Source organism: Janthinobacterium sp. SUN211, assembly GCF_030587315.1.
Taxonomy (GTDB): Bacteria; Pseudomonadota; Gammaproteobacteria; order Burkholderiales; family Burkholderiaceae_D; genus Janthinobacterium; species Janthinobacterium kumbetense.
In genome coordinates this window covers 56803-81329 of the sequence record NZ_JAPWIC010000006.1, presented here as the reverse complement: position 1 = coordinate 81329, position 24527 = coordinate 56803, and the positions used below count along the sequence as shown (strand labels likewise).

21 protein-coding genes are annotated in these 24527 nt (G+C 63.2%); 12 read left to right on the top strand and 9 right to left on the bottom strand.

Annotation, left to right across the window (positions count from 1 at the left end):
• Positions 1 to 2 precede the first annotated feature (2 nt).
• The 4 genes from O3301_RS20185 to O3301_RS20170 all read left to right on the top strand — a co-directional run bounded on the left by O3301_RS20185 (position 3) and on the right by O3301_RS20170 (position 5226).
• Positions 3 to 1529 carry a sensor histidine kinase N-terminal domain-containing protein gene (locus tag O3301_RS20185; protein WP_369812215.1) on the top strand — a complete coding sequence of 509 codons (1527 nt, stop codon included), beginning with the start codon at positions 3 to 5 and terminating at the stop codon, positions 1527 to 1529.
• Complete coding sequence (locus O3301_RS20180; RefSeq protein ID WP_305057306.1) at positions 1522 to 1836, top strand: DUF4212 domain-containing protein; 315 nt, start codon at positions 1522 to 1524, stop codon at positions 1834 to 1836. Before O3301_RS20185 ends, O3301_RS20180 begins: the two co-directional genes overlap by 8 nt.
• On the top strand, positions 1833 to 3881 hold the full coding sequence (locus O3301_RS20175) for a sodium:solute symporter family protein (RefSeq protein ID WP_289912932.1): 2049 nt from the start codon (positions 1833 to 1835) through the stop codon (positions 3879 to 3881). The genes O3301_RS20180 and O3301_RS20175 overlap by 4 nt, the downstream gene beginning before the upstream one ends.
• A 118-nt stretch (positions 3882 to 3999) precedes the next feature.
• Positions 4000 to 5226: a 6-phosphofructokinase gene (locus O3301_RS20170; RefSeq protein WP_251350117.1), complete on the top strand. Its 1227-nt coding sequence runs from the start codon at positions 4000 to 4002 to the stop codon at positions 5224 to 5226.
• Here O3301_RS20170 and O3301_RS20165 read toward each other — a convergent pair.
• Positions 5223 to 6059 carry an IclR family transcriptional regulator gene (locus O3301_RS20165; protein ID WP_305057305.1) on the bottom strand — a complete coding sequence of 279 codons (837 nt, stop codon included), beginning with the start codon at positions 6057 to 6059 and terminating at the stop codon, positions 5223 to 5225. The genes O3301_RS20170 and O3301_RS20165 overlap by 4 nt on opposite strands.
• A gap of 163 nt (positions 6060 to 6222) precedes the next feature.
• Here O3301_RS20165 and O3301_RS20160 point away from each other — a divergent pair, with 163 nt between their 5' ends.
• Together O3301_RS20160 and O3301_RS20155 are read left to right on the top strand one after the other, a co-directional pair.
• On the top strand, positions 6223 to 7839 hold the full coding sequence (locus O3301_RS20160; protein WP_305057304.1) for a GMC family oxidoreductase: 1617 nt from the start codon (positions 6223 to 6225) through the stop codon (positions 7837 to 7839).
• A 121-nt stretch (positions 7840 to 7960) separates the two neighbouring features.
• The gene (locus tag O3301_RS20155; protein ID WP_289903303.1) at positions 7961 to 9292 is read left to right on the top strand and encodes an MFS transporter; all 1332 of its coding nucleotides are present in this window, start codon (positions 7961 to 7963) and stop codon (positions 9290 to 9292) included.
• A 185-nt stretch (positions 9293 to 9477) separates the two neighbouring features.
• Here O3301_RS20155 and purM read toward each other — a convergent pair whose 3' ends face one another.
• Positions 9478 to 10521 carry a phosphoribosylformylglycinamidine cyclo-ligase gene (gene purM / locus O3301_RS20150; protein ID WP_305057303.1) on the bottom strand — a complete coding sequence of 348 codons (1044 nt, stop codon included), beginning with the start codon at positions 10519 to 10521 and terminating at the stop codon, positions 9478 to 9480.
• A 188-nt stretch (positions 10522 to 10709) separates the two neighbouring features.
• Here purM and O3301_RS20145 point away from each other — a divergent pair, with 188 nt between their 5' ends.
• The 6 genes from O3301_RS20145 to panB all read left to right on the top strand — a co-directional run bounded on the left by O3301_RS20145 (position 10710) and on the right by panB (position 16068).
• Complete coding sequence (locus O3301_RS20145; RefSeq protein ID WP_305057302.1) at positions 10710 to 11792, top strand: AI-2E family transporter; 1083 nt, start codon at positions 10710 to 10712, stop codon at positions 11790 to 11792.
• Positions 11793 to 11869: 77 nt separating this feature from the next.
• The gene (hda, locus tag O3301_RS20140; RefSeq protein ID WP_058048421.1) at positions 11870 to 12538 is read left to right on the top strand and encodes a DnaA regulatory inactivator Hda; all 669 of its coding nucleotides are present in this window, start codon (positions 11870 to 11872) and stop codon (positions 12536 to 12538) included.
• A complete protein-coding gene (locus O3301_RS20135; protein WP_099668341.1) occupies positions 12538 to 13209 on the top strand; it encodes an HAD family phosphatase in 672 nt (223 codons plus the stop codon). The genes hda and O3301_RS20135 overlap by 1 nt, the downstream gene beginning before the upstream one ends.
• Complete coding sequence (gene pcnB, locus O3301_RS20130; protein WP_305057301.1) at positions 13202 to 14575, top strand: polynucleotide adenylyltransferase PcnB; 1374 nt, start codon at positions 13202 to 13204, stop codon at positions 14573 to 14575. The genes O3301_RS20135 and pcnB overlap by 8 nt, the downstream gene beginning before the upstream one ends.
• Positions 14576 to 14583: 8 nt before the next feature.
• The gene (gene folK, locus O3301_RS20125; protein ID WP_305057300.1) at positions 14584 to 15072 is read left to right on the top strand and encodes a 2-amino-4-hydroxy-6-hydroxymethyldihydropteridine diphosphokinase; all 489 of its coding nucleotides are present in this window, start codon (positions 14584 to 14586) and stop codon (positions 15070 to 15072) included.
• Positions 15073 to 15192: 120 nt separating this feature from the next.
• Complete coding sequence (panB, locus tag O3301_RS20120) at positions 15193 to 16068, top strand: 3-methyl-2-oxobutanoate hydroxymethyltransferase (RefSeq protein ID WP_305057299.1); 876 nt, start codon at positions 15193 to 15195, stop codon at positions 16066 to 16068.
• Between the two features lie 54 nt (positions 16069 to 16122).
• Here panB and O3301_RS20115 read toward each other — a convergent pair whose 3' ends face one another.
• The 7 genes from O3301_RS20115 to O3301_RS20085 all read right to left on the bottom strand — a co-directional run bounded on the left by O3301_RS20115 (position 16123) and on the right by O3301_RS20085 (position 24403).
• The gene (locus O3301_RS20115) at positions 16123 to 17610 is read right to left on the bottom strand and encodes an aldehyde dehydrogenase (protein ID WP_305057298.1); all 1488 of its coding nucleotides are present in this window, start codon (positions 17608 to 17610) and stop codon (positions 16123 to 16125) included.
• Positions 17611 to 17646: 36 nt separating this feature from the next.
• The gene (locus O3301_RS20110; protein WP_289917609.1) at positions 17647 to 18492 is read right to left on the bottom strand and encodes an ABC transporter permease; all 846 of its coding nucleotides are present in this window, start codon (positions 18490 to 18492) and stop codon (positions 17647 to 17649) included.
• A complete protein-coding gene (locus O3301_RS20105) occupies positions 18489 to 19430 on the bottom strand; it encodes an ABC transporter permease subunit (RefSeq protein WP_289903298.1) in 942 nt (313 codons plus the stop codon). Before O3301_RS20105 ends, O3301_RS20110 begins: the two co-directional genes overlap by 4 nt.
• Positions 19431 to 19437: 7 nt before the next feature.
• Positions 19438 to 20586 (bottom strand): ABC transporter ATP-binding protein, encoded by a 1149-nt coding sequence (locus O3301_RS20100; RefSeq protein ID WP_289917610.1) that lies wholly within the window; start codon positions 20584 to 20586, stop codon positions 19438 to 19440.
• 138 nt (positions 20587 to 20724) lie between these two features.
• On the bottom strand, positions 20725 to 22185 hold the full coding sequence (locus tag O3301_RS20095; protein ID WP_305057297.1) for an aspartate aminotransferase family protein: 1461 nt from the start codon (positions 22183 to 22185) through the stop codon (positions 20725 to 20727).
• A 12-nt stretch (positions 22186 to 22197) separates the two neighbouring features.
• The gene (locus tag O3301_RS20090) at positions 22198 to 23568 is read right to left on the bottom strand and encodes a glutamine synthetase family protein (protein WP_152284186.1); all 1371 of its coding nucleotides are present in this window, start codon (positions 23566 to 23568) and stop codon (positions 22198 to 22200) included.
• 67 nt (positions 23569 to 23635) lie between these two features.
• Complete coding sequence (locus O3301_RS20085; RefSeq protein WP_305057296.1) at positions 23636 to 24403, bottom strand: gamma-glutamyl-gamma-aminobutyrate hydrolase family protein; 768 nt, start codon at positions 24401 to 24403, stop codon at positions 23636 to 23638.
• Positions 24404 to 24527: the final 124 nt, after the last annotated feature.

Sequence of the window (24527 nt, the reverse complement as noted above, 5' to 3'; positions counted from 1 at the left end):
AGGTGCGCGAGGCGCCAGCGGACGAGGCGGACGACGACGACTGGTTCGAGCCGCCCACCACGGAGCAGGATGACACCATCGAGCATTCGCTGTTCGGCGAAATCCTCGACTGGATGCTGGCGCCCTTGCTGCTGCTGTGGCCGATGAGCATCGCCATCACCTATCTGGTGGCCAAGAGCATCGCCAATCAACCGTTCGACCATGCGCTGGAAGACAGCGTGACGGTGCTGACGCAGCAGGTCAAGCAAGCCGATGGCGCGATGCTGCGCCACGTGCCGGACAAAAACGGCAAGGGCCGCGACTTCCTGCGCGGCGACGATGTCGACACTCTGTATTACCTGGTGGTGGGCCCGCGCGGCGAATACCTGAACGGCGACCGCGATCTGCCGCCGCCGCAAGACCCCGACAAATACCGCAGCGGCATGGTGCTGTTTCGCAACGACACCATCCACGGCACGCCCGTGCGCGTGGCGTTCAGCTATCTCGACATTCCTTCCGGCAACGACGATGAACCCAGCCGCGCGCTGGTGCAAGTGGCGGAAACCCTGGAAAAGCGCGCCCAGCTCGCCAATGAAATCATCAAGGGCGTGATTTTGCCGCAGTTCATCATCCTGCCCGTGATCCTGGCTCTAGTCTGGTTTGCCCTGGCGCGCGGCCTGTCGCCGCTGGCGCAATTGCAGGAGCGCATACGCGCCCGCCCGCCCGACGATTTGTCGCCCATCGAATCGGGCCAGGTGCCCGAGGAAATCACGCCGCTGGTCGGTTCGCTCAACGAGATGCTGGCGCGGCTGTCGCTGTCGATCGACATGCAGAAACGTTTCATCGCCGATGCCGCGCACCAGATGAAAACGCCGCTGGCCGGCATGCGCATGCAATCCGAGCTGGCCCTGCGCCAGACCGACCACGACGAAATCCACCGCTCGCTGCTGCAACTGGCGAAAAGTTCGGAAGCGGCCACGCGCCTGGTGAACCAGTTGCTGGCCCTGGCGCGCGCGGAAAACCAGCCGCAGGCCGGCACGGCGTTCGAACCGATCGAGTTGAGCGAACTGGCGCGCGGCGTGGTGCAAGACTGGGTGCAAGCCTCGTTTGCCCAGCATATCGACCTGGGCTTCGAGCAGCCCGCGTATTCGATCTTGATTTCCGGCAATGCCATGATGCTGCGCGAGCTGCTGAGCAACCTGATCGACAATGCCTTGCGCTACACGCCGGCTGGCGGCAGCGTCACGGTGCGCGTGCGCAGCACCCTGGAACTGGCCATCCTGGAAGTGGAAGATACGGGCCCCGGCATACCGCAAGCGGAGCGGGCGCACGTGTTCGAACGCTTTTACCGCATTCTCGGCAGCAATGTCGACGGTAGCGGCCTGGGCCTGGCCATCGTGCGCGAAATTGCTCAGCAGCATGGCGCCGAAGTCGATATTTTTAACAATCCGCGCGCGCAGTCGCCGAAGCTGCCGGGCACCCTGCTGCGCCTGAGCATCGCCCTGCTGTTGCCGGACGCGCCAGAAGAGGATGACATCACGTATGGATAAGCCGAGCCCACCCGCTCCTCCCGCGCGGCCGGCGCGCACGCCCAGCCCCGAGCTGCAGGCGCGCCTCGATGTGCACTGGCGCAAGACGCGGCGCCTGACGGCCATCCTGCTGCTGGTCTGGCTGCTGACGGGCTTCCTGACCGTGTTCTATGCGCGCGAGCTGTTGCATCTGAACCTGTTCGGCTGGCCGCTGCCCTTTTATATGGCGGCCCAGGGCGCCTCACTGGTCTACCTGGCCATCATCGCCTTCTACGCCTGGCGCATGCGGCGCCTCGACCGGGCTTTTCATGCAGAGGAGCAAGCATGAGCAGCCAGCGCAGCTTCTTTGCGCGCCTGTGCCGCTACTACCTGCTGTTTACCGCCGGATTCGCCGCCTTCCTGCTGGCCCTGTCGGTACTGGAACAGGAAGGCATGCCGCGCGCGTGGATCGGCTACCTGTTCATGCTCGTCACCATCACCCTGTACGCCACCATCGGCGTCATCAGCCGCACCTCGAACGTCACCGAATACTATGTGGCGGGGCGCCGGGTGCCGGCCATGTTCAACGGCATGGCCACGGCCGCCGACTGGATTTCGGCGGCCAGCTTCATCAGCCTGGCCGGCGGCCTGTACCTGAACGGCTTCGACGGCCTGGCTTTCATCATGGGCTGGACGGGCGGCTATTGCCTGGTGGCGCTATTGATCGCGCCCTACCTGCGCAAGTTCAGCCAGTACACGATTCCCGATTTCCTCGCCGCCCGCTACGGCAGCGGCACCGACAAACGGGGCGCCAGCGTGCGCGTGGTGGCCGTGGCCGCCACCATCATCGTGTCGTTTACGTATGTGGTGGCGCAGATCTATGCCGTCGGACTGATCGCCTCGCGCTTCACGGGCGTGGATTTTTCCGTCGGCATCTTCCTGGGCCTGGCCAGCATCCTCGTCTGCTCCTTTCTGGGCGGCATGCGCGCCATCACCTGGACGCAGGTGGCGCAGTACATCATCATCCTCGTCGCCTTTCTGATTCCCGCCATGTGGCTGTCGGTCAAGCATGCGGACAATCCCGTGCCGCAGATCGCCTACGGCAAGGTGCTGCCGCAACTGAGCGCGCGCGAACACGTGCTGGAAACGGACCCGAAAGAAAACGAAGTGCGCGCCATCTTCCGCCAGCGCGCGCAAAGCTACCAGGCGCGCATCGACGGCTTGCCCGCTTCCTGGGAACAAGGCCATCTGACGGCCCAGCGCCAGCTCGATAGTTTGCGCCAGCGCAATGCTTCGCTGTTCGACATCCGCAACGCGGAACGTTACCTGATCGCCTATCCGAAAAGTCCGGACGAGGCACGCGTGCTGTGGCAGGCGGCACAGGCGCAGAACCAGAAACGCGCCGAACCGATCATTCCGCACGCGCAGCCGTTTCCCGCCGCCGACCGGGAACAATCCGACATCAAGCGCAACAATTTCCTGGCCCTCGTGTTCTGCATGATGCTGGGCACGGCCGCCCTGCCCCACATCCTGATGCGATCGTACACCACGCCGTCCGTGCACGAAACGCGCGTCTCCGTCTTCTGGACCCTGTTCTTCATCTTGTTGATCTACCTCACGATTCCAGCGCTGGCCGTGCTGGTCAAATACGATATTTACTCGGCGCTGGTGGGCACGCAATACACGAACCTGCCCACCTGGGTATCCTACTGGGCCAACGTGGACAAGCTCAGCCCCCTGATCAGCATCGTCGACGTCAACCGCGACGGCATCGTGCAGCTGGCGGAAATTTCCATCGACGCCGACGTGCTGGTGCTGGCCACGCCCGAGATCGCCGGCCTGCCCTACGTGATTTCCGGCCTGGTGGCGGCCGGCGGCCTGGCTGCCGCCCTGTCGACGGCCGATGGCTTGCTGCTGGCCATCTCCAACGCCCTGTCGCACGACATTTATTACAAGGTGGTCGATCCCACGGCCTCGACGCAAAAGCGCGTGACGATCTCGAAATTGCTGCTGCTGGCCGTGGCCTTCATCGCCGCCTATGCGGCCTCGCAAAAGCCGGCGGACATTTTGTCGCTTGTGGGCGTGGCCTTTTCCCTGGCCGCCTCCACCCTGTTTCCGCCGCTGGTGCTGGGCGTGTTCTGGAAACGCGCCAACCACCAGGGCGCGCTGGCCGGCATGCTGGCGGGCTTTGGCGTGTGCCTGTATTACATGCTGCACACGAGCACCATGCTGGGCGGTAATGCCAGCGGTCAATGGTTTCATATCGCGCCCATTTCCGCCGGCATCTTCGGCGTGCCGGCCGGCCTGGCTGCCGCCGTACTGGTCAGCTGGCTGACGCCGGCGCCTGGGCGCCGCAGCACGGGGCTGGTCGAGCATATCCGGGCGCCGGAATAACAGCGCATCCAGGCCAAGGGATGAAATGGAGAAATTCCGCGACAGAACTATCGGAAAAAACTACGCCCCGGCAAAAAAGGAGTAGGCTGGAGGGCCGTTCCATTTACGAGGAAATCCCATGCCGTCTGGAAAAATTCTTGTCGCCCAAGGGGGCGGCCCCACCGCCGTCATCAACCAGTCGCTGGTGGGCGTGGTGCTCGAATCGCGGCGCTTTCAACATGTCACGCGCGTGTATGGGGCGCTGCACGGCGTGCGCGGCATCGTCAATGAAGAGTTCGTCGATCTGACGCAGGAGACCAGCCACAACCTGGAACTGGTGGCCGCCACGCCATCCTCGGCCCTCGGTTCCACGCGCGACAAGCCCGATATTGCCTACTGCCAGCAAATCTTCGAAGTGCTGCGCGCGCACGAGATCGAACACTTCTTTTACATCGGAGGCAATGACTCGTCCGACACGGTGCGCATCGTCAGCGAGGAAGCGCACAAGGCCGGTTATCCGCTGCGCTGCATCCACATCCCGAAAACCATCGACAACGACCTGGTGGGCAGCGACCACACGCCCGGCTTTCCCTCGGCCGCGCGCTTCGTCGCGCAAGCGTTCGCCGGCGCCAACCTGGACAACGCGGCCTTGCCCGGCGTCTACGTGGGCGTGGTGATGGGGCGCCACGCGGGCTTTTTGACGGCCGCCTCGGCGCTGGGCAAGAAGTTCCCCGACGATGGCCCGCACCTGATCTACCTGCCCGAGCGCGTCTTTGCGCTGGATCAATTCCTCGCCGACGTGAAGGCCACGTATGAAAAACATGGCCGCTGCGTGATCGCCGTCTCGGAAGGCATCCACGATGCATCAGGCGAGCCGATCGCCAGCCTGCTGGCCACACAGGCGGGCAATGCGGTCGAGCGCGATGCACACGGCAATGTGCAATTGTCCGGCACGGGCGCGCTGGCCGACCTGCTGTGCGACGAAATCAAGGCGAAACTGGGCATCAAGCGCGTGCGCGGCGATACCTTCGGCTATCTGCAGCGCTCCTTCATCGGCTGCGTCTCTGATGTAGATCAACGCGAAGCCCGCGAAGTAGGCGAAAAAGCCGTGCAATTCGCCATGTGGGGCGAGCGCGACGGTTCCGTCGCCATCAAGCGCACGGGCTTTTATTCCGTCGATTACGAGTTGCTGCCACTTTCCGATGTGGCGGGCAAGACGCGCACCATGGAAGACGAATTCATCAGCGCCAGCGGCACGGACGTGACGGATGCCTTCCGGCTGTACCTGCGCCCGCTGCTGGGCTCGGGCATGCCCGATGCGTTCCGCCTGCGCGCGGCGAAAGTGGCCAAGGTCTTGAAACCCTAGCTGTTTTCCGCCAGCAATAGTGGCCGCAACTTGACGGCCGCCTCCTTCAATTGCGGCACGTGCTGCAGCAGTTGCTCCACGGACTTGCGCGCCACAGGCGCGTGGCAGGCGATGGCCGCCACGATGCGCCCGTCGGCCGCGCAGATGGGCACGGCCACGGCGACCATGCCATGCACGAATTCCTCGTCGTCGATGCCGATGCCCAGGCGGGCGATGCGCACGATCTCGCGTTCCAGCAGGGCAGGATCGGTGATGCTTTTCGGCGTGCGCGCCTGCAAGGTCAGCATGGCCAGCAACTCGCGCCGCTCCAGCAAATTCATATGCGCCAGGAATAATTTTCCGCTCGCCGTGCAATGCATGGGCGCGCGCGTGCCCAGCACCAGGTGCAGGCGCAGCGGTTCCTGCGTTTCCACGCGGTCCACGTAGACGATCGCATTGCCCTCGGGAATCGCCAGATTGCACGTCTCGCCCGTGGCCGCCACCAGGCTGCCCAGGATGCTGCGGCTCACGCGGATCAGGGCATTGTTGCGCAGGGTCGCCAGCGCCAGGTTGGTGGAAGCGGCACCGGGAACGTAGCCGCGTCCCACGGGCGTGCGCAGCACATAACCATGTTGTTCCAGGGTATCGAGCAGCCGCATCATGCTGGCCTTGGGCACCTGCATGCGCGCGGCCAGCTGCGACAGGGTCAAGGGCTGGCTGGCGCTGGCCAGGTGCTCGATCAGGCGCAGCACGCGCAATCCCCGCGCCTCGTCGCCATGGCTGGCCGCCGTGCTGGACGCCGCCTGACTACCTTCTTCGGCCTCGGCCGGCCGTTTTTGAAACGCATCATGCATGTTCTGTTTCACCTCTCGCGTATGCGGCTGTTTCCGCTTGTCCCGGTGCTGCACGTCTTTTATAAATGGAACAAGACGTTCCAAAAATAATCAATAAATACCAGTGTATCGCAAAAAACGCCCGCCGAGGCGGCGCGATACCGCAACGCAGGAGACAAGAGCAATGTTGCAAACACACTATGATTACATCGTTGTCGGCGCCGGTTCCGCCGGCTGCGTGCTGGCCAACCGCCTGTCGCACGACAGCAACAATCAGGTATTGCTGCTGGAAGCGGGCGGCAAGGACAACAATCCCTGGATCCACGTGCCGGTCGGCTATTTCAAGACCATGCACGACCCGAATCTGGACTGGTGCTACCGCACGGAAGCGGACGCCGGCATCGCCGGGCGCCAGCTGCAATGGCCGCGCGGCAAGGTCTTGGGCGGTTCCAGCTCGCTCAACGGTCTGCTGTATGTGCGGGGCCAGAAAGAGGACTACGACCGCTGGGCCGAGCTGGGCAACGCTGGCTGGAGCTATGCCGAGGTGCTGCCCTACTTTAAAAAATCGGAAGACCAGGAACGGGGCGCCAGCGATTACCACGGCGTGGGCGGTCCCTTGAAAGTATCGGACCTACGCCTGCGCCGCCCCATCGCCGAACACTTTATTGCTGGCGCCACGGAAAGCGGCATCCCCTTCAATGCCGATTACAACGGCGCCACGCAGGAAGGCGTGGGCTACTTCCAGCAGACGGCCAGCAAGGGCTTGCGCTGGAGCACGGCGAAAGCCTTTTTGCGGCCGGCCCGCAAGCGCGCCAACCTGCGCGTGGAAGTGCGCGCGCAGATCACGCGCGTGCTGTTCGAGGGCAAGCGCGCCGTCGGCATCGAATTCCGCCAGGATGGCCAGCTGCGCCAGGCGCGCGCCAGCGGCGAAGTGATTTTATGCGCGGGCGCCATCGGCTCGCCGCAAATCCTGCAATGCTCGGGCGTGGGTCCGCGCGCCCTGCTCGAGGAAGTCGGCGTGCCGCTGGTGCACGACTTGCCCGGCGTGGGGCAGAACCTGCAAGACCATTTGCAAATCCGCCTCGTCTTCAAGACGCGCTTGAAAACCCTGAACGATGAAGTCAACAGCTTGTGGGGCAAGCTGTGGGTGGGCATGCAATATGTGTTTTCGCGCTCCGGTCCTTTGACCCTGGCGGCCAGCCAGGTGACGGTATTTACCAAATCCTCTCCCGAGGTGGAGCGGCCCGACATCCAGTTCCACATGCAGCCGCTGAGCGCCGACAAGCCGGGCGAAGGCGCGCATCCGTTTTCCGCCTTTACATCGTCCGTGTGCCAGCTGCGACCGCACAGCCGCGGCCACGTGTCGATCAAGTCCGCCGACCCGCTCGCCTATCCGGGCATCTACCCGAACTACCTGTCCGACCCGCGCGATCAGCGCACGGCGATCGCCGCCCTGCGCGTGGCGCGCCGCATCGCCGCCGCGCCGTCGCTGGCGCCGCACATCATTGCCGAGTTCGTACCCGGCCCGCAATTCGAGACGGATGAAGAACTGCTGGATGCGGCGCGGCGCTTCAGCCAGTCGATCTACCACCCCAGCGGCACCTGCAAGATGGGCCATGACGCGCTGGCCGTCGTCGACGATCGCCTGCGCGTGCACGGCTTGCAGGGCTTGCGCGTGGTCGACGCGTCGATCATGCCGGAAATCGTCTCGGGCAACACAAACGCGCCCACCATCATGATCGCCGAAAAAGCCGCCGACATGATCCTGGCGGATGCCGTGCGGCTGCCGCAGGCGGCCTGACCCACCCGTTCCATTCCCAGCAAGGAGGATGCCAACGGCGGACAGACCGGCCCGCCCCCAATGACTCGGCAAGCAGCCCAGCATCAAAAAATACATAATCGATATCGATTGGAGACTAGATATGGACAACAATCCCAACAATCCGAAAAAAGCCAAAGAGCTACGGAAAGTCGTGATGGCCAGCGTGATCGGCGCCACCATCGAGTGGTACGACTTCTTTTTATACGGCGTCGTCGCCGGCATCGTGTTCAGCAAGCTGTATTTCCCGGGCGACGATCCGCTCGTTTCGACCATGCTGGCCTACGGCACCTTCGCCGTGGGCTTTTTGTCGCGCCCCATCGGCGGCGTGATCTTCGGCCACTTCGGCGACAAGATCGGCCGCAAGAGCATGCTGGTGATGACCCTGATGATCATGGGAATCTCCACCTTCCTGATCGGCGTGCTGCCCACGTATGACCACATCGGCTACTGGGCGCCCGGCCTGCTGCTGTTCCTGCGCGTGCTGCAAGGCATCGGCCTCGGTGGCGAGTGGGGCGGCGCCGTGCTGATGGCGTATGAATATGCGCCGCAGAAGGAGCGCGGCTTCTATGCCAGCCTGCCGCAGATCGGCCTGGCCATCGGCCTGTGCCTCGCCTCCGGCGTGGTGGCGGTTCTGTCGTACAGCCTGACGGATGCGCAATTCCTGTCCTGGGGCTGGCGCGTGGCCTTCATCCTGTCGGCCGCCCTCGTCTTCATCGGCATGTGGATACGCCTGAACGTGATGGAAACGCCGGAATTCCAGGCCGTCAAGGAAAAGAACGCGGAGACGCAGATTCCGTTTTTCGACCTGCTGAAACGCTACCCGGGCAACGTCTTGAAGGGCATGGGCGCGCGCTATATCGACGGCGTGTTCTTCAATATCTTCGGCGTGTTTTCCATCACCTATCTGACCAATACCATCAAGATCGCCCGCACGGAAGCGCTGATGGGCGTGATGGCGTCCGCCGTCGTGATGTGCTTCTGCATCCCGTTCTTCGGTCGCCTGTCGGACCGCATCGGCCGCACCAAGGTATTTTTCTGGGGTTCACTGATCACGGGCGTGTCGGCCATCCCCGCCTTCTGGATCATGCTCAACCACGCCGACAATCCGCTGCTGCTGTGGTGTTCCGTGATCATCCCGCTGGGCGTGCTGTATTCGGCCGTGTACGGCCCGGAAGCGGCCCTGTTCTGCGACCTGTTCGACGCCAAGGTGCGCTACACAGGCATCTCCTTCGTGTACCAGTTCTCCGGCATCTTCGCCAGCGGCCTGACGCCCATCATCGCCACCTACCTGCTGAAGACGGGCAATGGCGAACCGTGGCACATCGTCGGCTACATCCTGTTCGCGTCCCTCGTCTCGGCCGTCAGCGTGGCCATGATCGGCAGGGGCGGCTCGCAGCCAGATGGGCGCATGAAGCCGGCGCACGCAAGGTAAGCTGGCAACTGGCATAAAAAAAGCAGGCTCTCAAAGAGGCCTGCTTTTTTCTTACGAACGCCACAGCGCCTGACAAAACCGTAGCGAGCGCCAGTGATTTGTGGCTAAGAAGCGCAACCGTACTCTAGTACGGTGAGCATCGCAGGCCGCAAAGCGCGGCGCGCAGTAGGTTTGGTCAGGTGCGATCAGATAACGATGGTTTGATGCTCGTCGCCCACGCGGGCACGGATGGTGCCGATGCGCGAGACGGTTTCGCCGGCAGCTTGCAGCTGGGCGATGGCGGCGTCCGCGTTTTCCTGCGAGACGATGACGGTCATGCCGATGCCGCAGTTGAAGACGCGGTGCATTTCGGCGTCAGCCACGCCGCCATGCTGTTGCAGCCACGTGAACAGCGGTGGCATGGTCCATGCCTTCGAGTCCAGCTCGGCCACCAGGCCAGGCTGCAGCACGCGCGGGATGTTTTCCACCAGGCCGCCACCGGTGATGTGCACCATGCCCTTGACTTCCATGGCATCCATCAGCGCCAGCAATGGCTTGACGTAGATGCGCGTCGGCTGCATCAGCACGTCGGCCAGCTTGCGGCCGTGGAAGTCGCCTTCCAGGTCCGGTTTTGCCACTTCGATAATCTTGCGCACCAGCGAGTAACCATTCGAGTGCACGCCCGACGAAGCCAGACCCAGCACCACGTCGCCCGGGGCGATCTTGGTGCCGTCGATGATTTTCGATTTTTCCACGGCGCCGACGGCAAAACCTGCCAGGTCGTATTCGCCGGCCGGGTACATGCTCGGCATTTCCGCCGTTTCGCCGCCGATCAGTGCGCAACCCGCTTGTTCGCAACCCTGGGCGATGCCCTTGATGACGTCGGTGGCGATGGCCACGTCCAGCTTGCCGCAAGCGAAGTAATCGAGGAAGAACAGCGGTTCGGCGCCTTGCACCAGGATATCGTTGACGCTCATGGCGACCAGGTCGATGCCGACCATGTCATGACGGTTCAGTTCGAACGCCAGGCGCAATTTCGTGCCCACGCCGTCGGTGCCCGAGACGAGCACCGGTTCCTTGTACTTCTTGCTGATTTCAAACATGGCGCCAAAACCGCCCAGGCCGCCCATCACGCCTTCGCGCAGGGTGCGCTTGGCAAACGGCTTGATTGCTTCGACTAAAGCGTCGCCTGCGTCGATATCGACGCCAGCGTCACGGTAGGAAAGGGAAACATTAGAAGTCTGGTTCATGGTGTGGTGGCAGCGGAGGCGGTAAAATAGAAGGCGGATACCCGCCGGCACGCGCGCGCAAGCATGTTTTTCAACATCGTGCGGCAGGGCGCCAGCGGGTGAATTCGGTCGATCAAGTCGCTATTTTATCAAACTGCCCCGCCATTTCGTAATTAACTGCCTTTTTTTAACGCAACAGTACAAACTCCATGCCATTCGCCATCACCGCCGAACAGAAGCAAACAGCATTTTGGATCGCGGTCTGGCTGGCATTCCTGCTGCTGCTCGTCAGCCTGGGCCCCATCCTGACGCCCTTCCTGGCCGCCGCCATCCTCGCCTACGTGCTCAATCCCGGCGTGGACCGATTGCAACGCCTGCACTACAAGCGCTTTTACCTGCCCCGTCCGCTGGCCGTGCTGGTCGTCGTAGTGTTGTTTTTCCTCGCCATTACGGCGCTGGTACTGATCGTCGTGCCCGTACTGCAGAAGGAAATTCCCTTGCTGCAGGCGCAGATTCCCCAATTTCTCAGCAAGGCCAACGAGTTCCTGGCGCCGAAACTGCGCGACCTGGGCATCCGCGTGCGCCTGGACGGCACGGGCATCAAGCGCATGCTGAGCCAGCAGATGGCCACCAGCGGCGACGAAATCTGGAGCACGGTATTGGCCTCGGCCCGTATCGGCGGCACGGCCGTGCTGGGCTGGCTGGCCACCGTGGTGCTGATTCCCGTCGTGCTGTTCTACCTGTTGCTGGACTGGCATCCCATGCTGGCGCGCATCGCCGCCGCCGTGCCGCGCCGCTGGGTCGGCCGCACGGTAGGCATGGCGCAGGAAGTCGACACCCTGCTGGCGCAATACCTGCGCGGCCAGTTGCTCGTCATGCTGGTGCTGGCCACGTACTACTCGGTGGCGCTGGCCATCGCCGGCTTCGAAGTGGCATTGCCTGTGGGCATCATCACGGGCTTGCTGGTGTTCATCCCCTACCTGGGCTTCGGCCTGGGCCTGATGCTGGCGCTGATTGCAGCCCTGCTGCAGTTTGCCGACTGGAGCGGCGTGATCGCCGTGGCCGTCATCTACGGCTGCGGCCAGGTCATCGAAGGCTTTTTCCTCACGCCGCGCCTGGTGGGCGAGCGCATCGGCCTGAACCCGCTGGCCGTGATCTTCGCCTTATTGGCTTTCGGGCAACTGTTTGGTTTCGTCGGCGTACTGCTCGCTTTACCCGCTTCTGCCGTGTTGATGGTCGCTTTTAAGCATCTAAGACGCCACTACCTGTCCAGCACCTTCTATAATGCATAATAAAAGCGGATATCATATCAACCTGGCAATACCAATGATGCACAAGCAGTAATGAAAAACAGGACAAGGCGTACGCCATGAAACAACTGGTGCTCGATTTAGGCACAGACCAGGCGCACAGCCTCGATACCTTCGAGGTGGGACAGAATGCCGAAGTGGCGCAGCTGATGCGCCAGTTCGCCGCGCGCACTTCGCGCGAACATTTTGCCTACCTGTGGGGCGAACTGGCCGCCGGCAAGAGCCACCTGCTCAAGGCCCTGGCCAGCACCGAGCGCGCGCGCTACATTTCGCCATTCTCGATCGAGTCCGAGTTCGTGTATTCGCCCGACGTCGACCTGTACCTGCTCGACGACTGCGAAAAGCTGTCGCCGCTGGCGCAGATCGATGCCTTTGCCCTGTTCAATGAAATCCGCGCCAACAAGGCCTTCATGGTATGCAGCGGCGCCGTGCCGCCGGCCGTGCTGCCCGTGCGCGAAGACTTGCGCACACGCATGGGCTGGGGCCTGATCTATCAAATTCACGGCTTGACCGACGATGAAAAAATCGCCGCCCTGACCCAGGCGGCCACCACCCGTGGCTTGACCTTGTCGCCCGGCGTGTTACCCTATCTGCTGTCCCATTTCCGGCGCGACATGCGTTCGCTGTCGACGATGCTGGACTCTCTCGACCTCTACTCCCTTGAAACCCAACGCCCGATCACCTTGCCATTGTTGCGCGAGTTGCTGCAGGCGGAAGCGAAAGAATGATGAATCTGGCCCTGTTTGACCTCGACCACACCCTGCTGCCCATCGACTCGGATCACGAGTGGGGCGAATTCCTGGTACGCATCGGTGCCGTGGACGCCGCCGAATTCACCCGCCGCAACGACGAATTTTTCGCGCAATACCAGGCCGGCACGCTCGATCCGGTGGAATACCTGGAATTTTCCCTGGGCACCCTGGCGCAGTTTCCGCGCGAACGCCTGGAGGCGCTGCACAAGCAATTCATGGCCGAAGTGGTCATGCCAGCCATCCGCCCAGAAGTCGTGGCCTTGCTGAAACAGCACCAGGACGCGGGCGACCTGCTGGCCATCGTCACGGCCACCAACCATTTCATCACCAAACCCATCGCCGATGCGCTGGGCGTCGAACACCTGCTGGCCGCCATGCCCGAGTATGACGACAAAGGCAATGTCACGGGTAAGCTGGTGGGCACGCCGACCCTGGGCGCGGGCAAGCTGACCCACACCCATGCCTGGCTGGAAAAAATGGGCAAGGAACTGGGGCAGTTCGAGCGCAGCTATTTTTACAGCGATTCGCACAACGACATTCCCTTGCTGTCGGTCGTGACCCACCCGGTCGCGACCAATCCCAATACCGCTTTGAGCGCACACGCATCCCTCCACGGCTGGCCATCACTCCACTTATTCAATGATTAAAAAATTCATCCGCAAGATCCTCGGCGTTAAAAAAGAGGCAGCGCGCGACACCACGGCACCCATCGTGCTCGGTCCTGCGCAACACGGAATCGACCCGAAACTGGTGTCGTCGAATGCCATCCGCGTCACCAGCAGCCTGCAGGAAGCGGGTTTTGAGGCCTTTGTCGTCGGCGGCGCCGTGCGCGACCTGCTGCTGGGCGTCAAACCCAAGGACTTCGACATCGCCACCAACGCCACGCCGGAACAGGTCAAGCGATTGTTCCGCCGCGCCTTCATCATCGGCAAGCGCTTCCAGATCGTGCACGTGATGTTCGGCCAGGATTTGCTGGAAGTGACGACCTTCCGCGGCGCCGGCGCCGATTCCGCGCCCAAGGATGAACACGGCCGCGTCCTGCGCGACAATACCTTCGGTTTGCAGCACGAAGACGCGCTGCGCCGCGACTTCACCATCAACGCCATGTATTACAACCCGGCCACGCAGGAAGTGCTGGACTACCACGGCGGCGTGGAAGACATCCGCGCCAAGACCTTGCGCATGATCGGCAAACCGGAAGAGCGCTACCGCGAAGACCCCGTGCGCATGCTGCGCGTGGTGCGCTTCGCCGCCAAACTGAAGTTCACCATCGAGCCGCATACGGCCGCGCCGATTCCCATCATGGCTCCGCTGATCAACAATGTGCCCGCGCCGCGCGTGTTCGACGAGATGCTGAAACTGCTGATGAGCGGCCACGCGCTGGCCTGCCTGCAGCAACTGCGTAAGGAAGGCTTGCATCACGGCCTGCTGCCCCTGCTCGACGTGGTGCTGGAGCAGCCGCTGGGCGCGAAATTCGTCACCCTGGCGCTGGACGCCACGGACGCCCGCATCGCCGCCGGCAAGACCGTCTCGCCGGGCTTCCTGTTTGCCTCGCTACTGTGGCACCAGGTGCTGGAAAAATGGACGGCCTACCGCGCCGCCGGCGAGTCGACCATCCCCGCGCTGCACCTGGCGGCCGACGACGTGCTCGATTCGCAAACGGAAAAACTGGCCTTGCAGCGCAAGATCGGTTCCGACATGCGCGACATCTGGTCGATGCAGCCGCGCTTCGAGCGCAGGGTCGGCAAGGCCCCGTACAAGCTGCTGGAACACCTGCGCTTCCGCGCCGGCTACGACTTCCTGCTACTGCGCTGCGCCTCGGGCGAGATCGACATGGACATCGGCGAATGGTGGACGGCCTTCTACGAAGGCGACGAGGAAACGCGCGAAGCGCTGCTCGTCAGCGCCAATGCCGCGCCGGGCGCCGTCAAGAAGAAACGTCCGCCACGCCGCAGCACGCGCAGCAAGACGGGCACGGGCGGCTCGACCACCGGCAGCACCAGCGGCGAGTAAACGCAGCCATGCAGACAGCAACGGAAGTTATCGCTTATATCGGCATCGGGGCCAACCTGGGCGACGCGCGCGCCAATGTGCAGGATGCGCTTGCGCGCCTGGCGCGCCTGCCCGGCGCCAGTTTGCTGGACGCCTCGGCCAGCTACCGCACGGCGCCCATCGATTCGAGCGGCGACGACTACATCAACGCCGTGGCGCGCATCGCGACCACCGTGCCGGCAGAGGAACTGCTGCTGGCCCTGCACGCCATCGAAGCGGCGCACGGGCGCGAACGGCCCTACCGCAACGCCCCACGCACCCTGGACTTGGACCTGCTGCTGTATGGCGATGCACGGATCGCCAGCGCCACCCTGACGGTGCCGCATCCGCGCATCACCGAGCGCGCCTTCGTGCTGGTGCCGCTGCTGGCCCTGGCGCCAGCCATCGTCGTGCCCGGCCTGGGCCCGGCGCAGGACTACCTGGCAAGCGTGGCCGACCAGACCATCAGCCAGCTCTGACCCCGGCTCTGATCCATCTCGCTCCCATCCTCTACAATGCCGCTCCTGCAGCTCGCCGCATAAAGTACTACACTAGCGGCGTCGCAATCGCATCACCCCCTTTCACTCTAGAGAATACCTATGTCCGCTTATTTGCAAGGAACAGATCTGGCCGCCAAAGACAAGGCCGCCACACCGGCGCCGGCGCCATCCAAGCCTGTCGCCAACAAGGCCGTGACCATCCATACGCTGGCCACGCTGCGCGCCGCCGGCGAGAAGATCACCATGCTGACCTGCTATGACGCCAGCTTCGCGTCCCTGATGGACCGCTGCGGCGTGGAAATTCTGCTGATCGGCGATTCGCTCGGCATGGTCTGCAATGGCCACAGCTCCACCCTGCCCGTCACCGTGGCCGAACTGGCCTACCACACGGCTTCCGTCGCGCGCGGCAGCAAGTCCGCCATGATCCTCGCCGACCTGCCGTTCGGCGCATACGGCACGCCCGAGACAGCCTATGCCAACGCCGTCATCCTGATGCAGGCTGGCGCGCACATGATCAAGATCGAGGGCGGCGCCTGGCTGGCCGAGATCGTCCGTTTCCTCACCGAGCGCGGCATCCCCATCTGCGCCCACATCGGCCTGACGCCGCAATTCGTGCACCAGCTGGGCGGCTATAAAGTGCAGGGCAAGAGCACGGAAAGCGCCACGGAGCTGAAGAACGACGCGCTGACGCTGCAAAACGCGGGCGCCGCCATCGTGCTGATGGAAGCGATGCCGTCGCAACTGGGCAAGGAAGTGACCGAGATGCTGACGATCCCCACGATCGGCATCGGCGCCGGTCCCGATTGCTCGGGCCAGGTCCTCGTCATGCACGACATGCTGGGCGTCTTCCCAGGCCGCAAGGCACGCTTCGTGCGCAACTTCATGGAAGGCGCGGCCAGCATCGACGACGCCGTCATCGGCTATGTCAAAGCCGTCAAGGATGGCAGCTTCCCGGCGCTGGAACACTGCTTCTGATGTCATTCCGCCTGTCGGCCTGCGCGCTGCGCGCCAGGCCGACAGCGCTTCGCTTTACCCCACCTGTATCCACGTCGTCTTCAACTCCGTGTACTTGTCCAGCGCGTGCAGCGACTTGTCGCGCCCGTTGCCCGACTGCTTGTAGCCGCCGAACGGCACGGTGATGTCGTCGCCATCGTACTGATTGACATGCACGGTGCCCGCGCGCAGGGCGCGCGCCGTCTGGATGGCCTTGGTGATGTCGGATGTCCACACGGCCGCCTGCAAGCCGTACGGCGTGGCGTTGGCCTGTTTCACCGCCTCGGCAATATCCGTAAAGCCCAGCACGGACAAGACGGGCCCGAATATCTCTTCGCGCGCGATCGTCATGCCGGCGTCCACGCCGAAGACGGTGGGTTGCACGTAATAGCCACCCGTATCAAGAAGCACGGCCTCGCCGCCGCCCAGCAGCTGCGCGCCTTCCTGCTTGCCGGAAGCGATATAGTCCATCACGGTCTTCATCTGCGTGGCGTCGACGATGGCCCCCATGACGGTGGCTTCGTCGAGCGGGTCGCCCGGCTGAAAGCGGGGCAGCATGGCCAATGCCTTGGCCAGGAATTCGTCCCTGATCGATTCTTCCACGAACAAACGCGAGGGCGCATTGCAGCTTTCGCCCTGGTTGAAAAAGATGGAACCGACGGCGGCCGCCACGGCCTTGTCCAGGTCAGGGCAATCGGCGCAAACGATGTTGGCGGACTTGCCGCCCAATTCCGTCCACGCCCGTTTCAGATTCGACTGGCCCGCCATCTGCACGATCAATTTGCCCGTGCGCGTGGAACCCGTAAAGCCGATGCAATCGACATCCATGTGCAGGGCCAGTGCGGCGCCCGCCTCGTGGCCATAGCCGGGCAGCACATTGAAGACGCCTGCCGGCACGCCGGCTTCGAGCGCGATGTCGGCCAGGCGCAGGGCCGTCAGCGGCGATTTTTCGGACGGTTTCAAGATCACGCTGTTGCCGGCGGCGAGGGCGGGCGCGATCTTCCAGGCGGCCATGATCATCGGGTAGTTCCACGGCACGATGGCGGCGACGACACCCACCGGTTCGCGCGTGATCAGGGCCAGGCTGTCGGCAGGGGTGGGGGCGATTTCATCGTAGACCTTGTCGATCGCCTCGCCATACCAGCGCAGGCAGTTGGCCGTGGCGCCCACGTCCACGCTCTGGCTGTATTTGATCGGCTTACCCATGTCCAGGGTTTCGAGCAGGGCCAGTTCGGGACCGTATTTCTGCACCAGCTCGGCGAACTTGATCAGCACGCGCTTGCGCTGCGCGGGCGATTTCCCTGCCCAGCGGCGGTCGTCAAAAGCGGCACGCGCGGCCTGCACGGCCGCATCCACGTCCGCGCCATCGCAACGCGCCACCTGCCCCAGCAAACGCCCATCGATGGGCGACAAATTGTCGAAGGTCTGGCCGGACCTGGCCGCGACCCGCTCGCCATTGATGAAGGCGCGTCCATCGATCTCGAGCGCTGCGGCACGTGCGTGCCAGCTGGTGTTTTCCGTCATGGTCGTCTCCTGCAAGATGAAAACGCCAGCTTACTCCTAGTCCGCCGAATACGCCGCAGACAGTTGCTTGCGACGTCTCCGGTCAGCGCGCGCCAGCATCACGGCATACGCGATCACGGCGAGTGTCACGACGAGTATCGTCAGCGCGGCGATGGCGTTGACGCGCGGATCGAGCCCCAGACGCGCGCGCGAGAAGATCACCAGCGGCATCGTCGTCGAGCCGGGGCCGGACAAAAAGGCTGACAGCACCACGTCATCGAGCGACAGGGTAAATGTCAGCAGCCAGGCCGATGCCAGGGCTTGCGTGATGTTCGGCAGGGTCACGAGGAAGAACACCTGGTGCGCGCGGCAGCCCAGGTCCATGGCCGCCTCGGCCAGCGACTTGCTCATTTCCTGCAGGCGCGACTGCACCACCACGGCAGCATACGCCATGCCCAGCAGGGTGTGGCCCAGCCAGATGGTCAGCACGCCCCGCTCGGGGAAACCGAAGACCTTTTGCATGGACACCAGCATCAGCAGCAGGGATAAGCCAATGATCACTTCCGGCATCACCAGCGGCGCGCTGACCATGGCGGAAAACACGGTGCGGCCACGGAAGCGCTGATAGCTGGTCAAGGCGAAGGCGGCGAACGTGCCGAGGATGACGGAAGATGTCGCCGACATGAAGGCGATCTTCAAGGACAAACCGAAACCCGCGATGATTTCCATGTCGCTCATCAGCTCGCTATACCAGCGCAGCGAGAAGCCGCTCCACACCATGTCCTGGCGCGAGCTGTTGAACGAAAAGACGATCAGCACGATGATGGGCAGGTACAGGAACAGATAGCCCAGCGAGAGCCAGCCGCGCCCGAACCAGCGCTGCAGGAAATTACGTCCGTTCATGTGCGCTCCTCCGCGTCCTGGTCCGTCTTGTATTTGTTAAAAATGGCCATCGGCACAAGGATCAGCAGGATCACCAGCACCGTTACCGACGAAGCCATGGCCCAGTCGTTATTGGTGAAGTACTCATCCCACAGCACCCTGCCGATCATCAGGGTTTCCGGGCCGCCCAGCAGCTCGGGAATCACGTATTCGCCCACGGACGGGATGAACACCAGCATGGCGCCGGCGATGATGCCCGACTTCGACAGCGGCACCGTGATGCGCCAGAACGCCTGCAATGGCGTGGCGCCCAGGTCGGCCGCCGCTTCCAGGTAGCGCATGTCCATTTTCACCAGATTGGCGTACAGGGGCAAAATCATGAAGGGCAGATAGGCGTACACCATGCCGACCACCAGGGAAAACGAGGTATTCATCATGTGCAGCGGTTCGCTCACCACACCCAGCGCGATCAGCAGGTCGTTGAGCAAGCCGTGATTGGCCAGGATGCCCTTCCACGCATACACGCGCAGCAGGAACGAGGTCCAGAACGGCAACATCACCAGCATCATCAGCACGGGGCGGATCGACGGTTTGGCGCGCGCCATGAAGTAGGCGAACGGGTAGCCTATGCACAGGCAGATGGCGGTGGTGATGGCCGCGTACTTGATGGAGCTGAGGTAGGTGAGCAGATACAGTTCATCGGCGGCGATGAACAGGTAATTTGCGATTTTCACCTTCAGCACGACGATGCCGTCGACATACGACAGCAAGCCGCCGAACGGGCTGCCCGCTGTGTCCATGTCGGACAGGCTGATGCGCAGCACGATCAGGAAGGGCACCAGAAAGGCGGCCGCCAGGAACAGCGACGGCACGGCGATGACGACGTTGCGGCCCGCATTTTTCCCCGTTATCCAGCGCAGGGTGACGAGATTGCGCAGCAATTGCAAAATAGGCGTCATGATGGCCTCAGCTGGTCAGCACGACGATGTCGGCGCCATCCCACCAGACCCACACGCGCTGCTCGCGCTCGAGGCGCGAGACATCGTGGCGGGCCGCGTTGGTGCGCGAGACTTTCACCACACTGCCGCTGTCGAGGCGCACGTGGTAACTGGTTTCATTGCCAAAATACGCCATGGCGACGATCACGCCCTGGGCGCAGTTATAGCCATGTTCGGCCGGCGACGCGCGCTCCTCCAGGGCGGGAGGCTCGATCTGGATGCCGATTTTTTCGGGGCGCACGGCCACCGAGACATCCATGCCCAGGTTGCCCGTGATGCCATGCGCGACATACTGGCGGCCATCGGGCGTGTCGATGATCACGTGATCCGGTTCGTCTTCCGTGATGCGGCCATCGAACAGATTCACGCTGCCGATGAAGTCGGCCACGAAACGGCAGTTCGGCGTTTCATAGATTTCGCCTGGCGCCCCCACCTGCAGGATACGTCCTTCGCTCATGACGGCGATGCGCGTGGCCATGCTCATGGCCTCGTCCTGGTCGTGCGTGACCATCACGCAGGTGACGCCCACCTGCTCGATGATGTTCACCAATTCCATCTGCGTGCGTTCGCGCAGTTTTTTATCCAAGGCGCCCAACGGCTCGTCGAGCAGCAGCAATTGCGGCCGCTTGGCCAGGCTGCGCGCCAGCGCCACGCGCTGCTGCTGGCCGCCAGACAGCTGGTGCGGCTTGCGCTTCGCGTACTGGCCCAGCTGCACCAGCGCCAGCATCTGCTCGACGCGCGCCGTCACTTCCGCTTTCGGCAAGCCGTCGCGGCGCAGGCCGAAGGCGATGTTGTCCCACACGGACAAATGAGGGAACAGCGCATACGACTGGAACATCATGTTGATGGGGCGCTGGTGCGGCGGCACATCGACGATGCTGCTGCCCGCCAGGGCGATGCGGCCCGACGTCGGCGTCTCGAAACCGGCCAGCATGCGCAGCAGGGTCGACTTGCCGCAACCTGAACTGCCCAGCAAGGCGAAGATCTCGCCCTTGTTGATCGTCACGGAAATGTCATTGACGGCGCGCACGCCATCGAATTCCTTGACCAGTTGATCAATCAGCAAAAAAGGCGCTGGGGCGTCGCTGGCCGAAGCAAAGGGTGTTGCTATCGTCATGTGTGGGTGGCTTCTGGGTAAGAGGGTGTCAAAATGAAAAACTGGCCGCTACAAAGAGCGACCAGGATGGAAGTTTAGCGGAACTGTCGCCATTGCGGTCCAAAAAATGCGCAGATGGCGGCAAAATGGGGCAAAAACCTACACCCAGCCCTTCGCCTGCACGTCCGCATGGGTCTTGTCCAGGCATACCCGTATCAAGCCCACCATTTCGTCGATCTGCGCGCGCGTCATGACCAGGGGCGGCGCGACGATCATTCGCTCGCCCACGGCGCGCATGATGACGCCGTTGTCGAACATGTGGCCGCGGCAGATCATGCCCACGCCCTGGTTCTCGTCGAACAGTTCATTCTCGTGCACGGTGGCGCCCTTCTTGCGCACCAGGTTCAGGCCCGCAACCAGGCCGCAGCTGTCCGCATAACCGACCAGCGGATGTTCGCCCAGGCTGGCGAAGCACTGTTTCAGGTACGGTCCCGTATCCTCGGCCACCTTGGCCACCAGTTGCTCTTCCTCGATGATACGGATATTTTCCAGCGCGGCCGCGCAGGCCACGGGGTGGCCGGAATACGTGAAACCGTGCGTGAATTCGCCGCCCTGCTCGATCAGCACCTTGGCGACCCTGTCGCCCACCAGCACGCCGCCCAGCGGCACGTAGCCCGAGGTGACACCCTTGGCAAAGGTGATCAGGTCGGGCTTGATGCCGAACAGTTCGGAGCCGAACCAGCGCCCCAGGCGGCCGAATCCGCAGATGACTTCATCGGCGATGAGCAAAATACCGTACTTGTCGCAGATGCGCTGGATCTCGGGCCAGTAGGTCGAGGGCGGGATGATCACGCCGCCGGCGCCCTGCACCGGTTCGCCGATGAAGGCGGCCACCTTGTCGGCGCCGATTTCCAGGATTTTGTCTTCCAGCCAGCCGGCCGCCTTGATACCGAATTCCTCGGGACTCAAGCCGTGACCCGATTCCAGGTAATTCGGCTGGCCGATATGCGCGATACCAGGGATGGGCAAACCGCCCTGCGCATGCATGCCATCCATGCCGCCCAGCGACGCTCCAGCCACCGTGCTGCCGTGATACGCGTTATGGCGGCTGATGATAGTGTGGCGCTCCATGCAACCGAGGATATCCCAGTAGCGGCGCACCATGCGCAAATTCGTGTCGTTGCCCTCGGAGCCGGAGCTGGTGAAGAACACGTGGCCGAACTGCGGCGGCGATATCTGCGCCAGCTTGGCCGCCAGCTGCGCGGCCGGCACATTGGTCGTGCCGAAGAAGCTGTTATAGAAGGGCAGCGTCTCCATTTGCCGGTACACGGCTTGCGAGATCGACGTGCGGCCGTAGCCCACGTTGACGCACCACAGGCCCGACATGCCATCGACGATTTTCTTGCCCTGGCTATCCCACAGGTAGACACCGTCGCCGCGCACGATCACGCGCGCCCCCTTGCTGGCGAGGTCCTGGAAATCGGTGAACGGGTGCAGGTAGTGGGCCGAGTCCATCTGCTGGATGGCGGCCGTGTCGTACACCTGCGGCGCCGCGTTTTTCTGCGCCACGGAGGCGACCAGGGCGGCGCTGGGCGCCAGCGGATTGTGTGTTGTGCTCATTGCGATCCTTTCCTATACGTGCAGCAGCAGATGTTCGCGCTCCCACGGACTGATGACGGTCATGAATTCCTGATGCTCGAGGTCCTTGATGGCCGCATACACGTCGATGAAGCGCTCGCCCAGTACCGTGCGCAGCTTGTCTTCCGCGCGCAGCAGCTGCAACGCTTCCGGCAAGCCTTGCGGCAGTTCGAATTTCAGGTCATACGCGCTGCCCACCATCATCGGCGTCGCTTCCAGCTGTTCCGTCATGCCCAGGTAGCCGCAGGCCAGGGTCACGGCCAGCGCCAGGTAGGGATTCGCGTCGGCGCCGATGATGCGGTTTTCTACGCGCCGGTCCTGCACGCCCGATTCGGGCACGCGGAAGCCCACCGTGCGGTTATCCAGGCCCCACTGGATGTTGATGGGCGCGGCCGTGTGGCGCACGATGCGGCGGTAGGAATTCACGTAGGGCGCGACGATGGCCATGGCCGATGGCATGTAGCGCTGCAGGCCCGCGATGTAATGCTTGAAGATGGGCGCAGCCGAACCGTCCTCGTTGCTGAAAATGTTCAGGCCAGTCTTCGCATCGACAACGCTCTGGTGCACGTGCATGGCGGAACCCGGTTCGCCCGCCATGGGCTTGGCCATGAAGGTGGCGTACATATCGTGTTTCAGGGCAGCTTCGCGCAAGGTGCGCTTGAAGAAAAACACCTTGTCGGCCAGGCCCAGCGGATCGCCGTGCAGGAAGTTGATTTCCATCTGCCCTGCGCCGATCTCGTGGATCAGGGTATCGACGTCGAGGTTCATCAATTCGCAGTAATCGTAGATATCCTCGAACAGGGGATCGAACTCGTTGACAGCGTCGATGCTGTACACCTGGCGGCTCGTCTCGGCCCGCCCGCTGCGCCCGATGGGCGGCTTCAAGGGCAGGTCCGGGTCCGTATTTTTCGCCGTCAGGTAGAACTCCAGTTCCGGCGCCACCACGGGTTTCCAGCCCTTGTCCGCATACAGCTTCAGCACGCGGCGCAGCACGGAGCGCGGCGCGAAATCGACCAGCATGCCGTCGGCAAAATAGCAGTCGTGGATGACTTGCGCGGTGGGATCCGTGGCCCACGGTACCATGGTGATGGTGGTGGGATCGGCCTTCAAGATCATGTCGCGGTCGGTGCTGGAAATGGCACGGTCATAGCCGCCATCATCGACCGGGTAATTGCCCGTCACCGTCATGCCCAGTACCGCTTCCGGGATGCGCATGCCGCGCTCCTGGGTAAATTTCCCGCGCGGCAGGATCTTCCCCCGCGCCACGCCCGTCAAATCGGGCACCAGGCATTCGATTTCCGTGACGCGCTTTTCATTGAGCCACAAATCCATATCCGTATAGGTGAAATTTTCGCGTATTGCCATGTTTCCCTCTCGTTGGTCTTGCGCTTTTCCTGATTAAGCGCCGCATGGTGCCGGTGCGGCGCGCCTGTCATTCTTTATTCCTGTGCTGCTGTTCCTGGAAATCGCGGCACGCCTGGCCAAAGGCGCCGAATAGCCGCATCGACTGCGGGTTGTCTTCCACCTGCCATTCCGGGTGCCATTGCACGGCCAGCGTAAAACCGGCGGCACTGGCCACGCTATACGCTTCCACCAGGCCGTCGTCGGCCAGTGCTTCCACCAGCAAGCCATCGGCCAGCCGGGCGACGCCCTGGCCATGCAAGGAATTGACCATCATCTCGCTCTCGCCGCCCAGCAGGCGTGACAGCAGGCCTTCGGGCATCAGCTTGATGCGGTGCGCGGGCATGTACTGGCGCGCCAGGGGATCGAGCACATTCTCCCTGTGGTCCTGCATGCCCGGCACGACGTGCACGGCCTGGTGCAGGCTGCCGCCAAGGGCCACGTTGACTTCCTGGAAGCCGCGGCAGATGGCCAGCAGGGGCAGCTGGCGCGCCAGCGCGGCGCGGATCAGGGGCAAGGTGGTGGCGTCGCGCGCGGGATCTTGCGGCAGGTCGGGATGCAGGATGTCTTCGCCATACAGGCGCGCGTCGACGTTCGAGGCGGAACCGGTCAGCATGACGCCGTCGGCGAGGTGCAGCGCCGCTTCCAGGTCCGCATCCGCACCCAGGGCGGGCAGCAGCAGCGGCATGCAACCGGCGCCGCGCAGCACGGCGTGCAGGTATTTGTCCTGCGCCATGTGCCAGATGTGGCTGCCAAGCTGGCGCTGGCAGGCGGGGACGAGAACGATGGGACGGCGCATAGAGTGCTACCTCGCTGGCGTGACGATCCAATGACAGCCCATGACGGCGCTGCCGCTCGCTTCACTGTACAGCAGAGCCGGCAGGGGCGACCACACCGATGGCCGTGGCCAGCGGCGGCACACA